Genomic DNA, 219 nt, shown 5'->3' with positions numbered 1-219 from the left:
TCCAACTGCTGTGGTACCCGAGCGTGACCGGGGACCTGTCGCTGCCGTCGTTCACCGAGAACGCCGACGCGCCGGTGCTGGACCGCGAGGTGATCGACGCGTTCCTGCAGTGGTATCTGCCCGGCGTCGACCTGCGCGACCCGGCCAGGCTGCCGGTGACGCTGGCCCCGGCCAACGCCGCCGACTTCTCCGGTCTGCCGCCGGCCTACATCGGCACCG

The 219-nt window shown here is 71.7% G+C and carries 1 protein-coding gene; it reads left to right on the top strand.

Features of this window, described 5'->3' with window-relative positions:
• A partial coding sequence (locus tag F6Q13_RS17925; protein WP_293059429.1) for an alpha/beta hydrolase fold domain-containing protein occupies nt 1-219 on the top strand: 219 nt, incomplete at both ends.

It is taken from the genome of Mycobacterium sp., assembly GCF_008709575.1.
In the GTDB taxonomy this organism is placed as follows: Bacteria; Actinomycetota; Actinomycetes; order Mycobacteriales; family Mycobacteriaceae; genus Mycobacterium.
The sequence above is the reverse complement of the archived record's forward strand: the minus strand, read 5'-3'. Positions and strand labels throughout refer to the sequence as shown.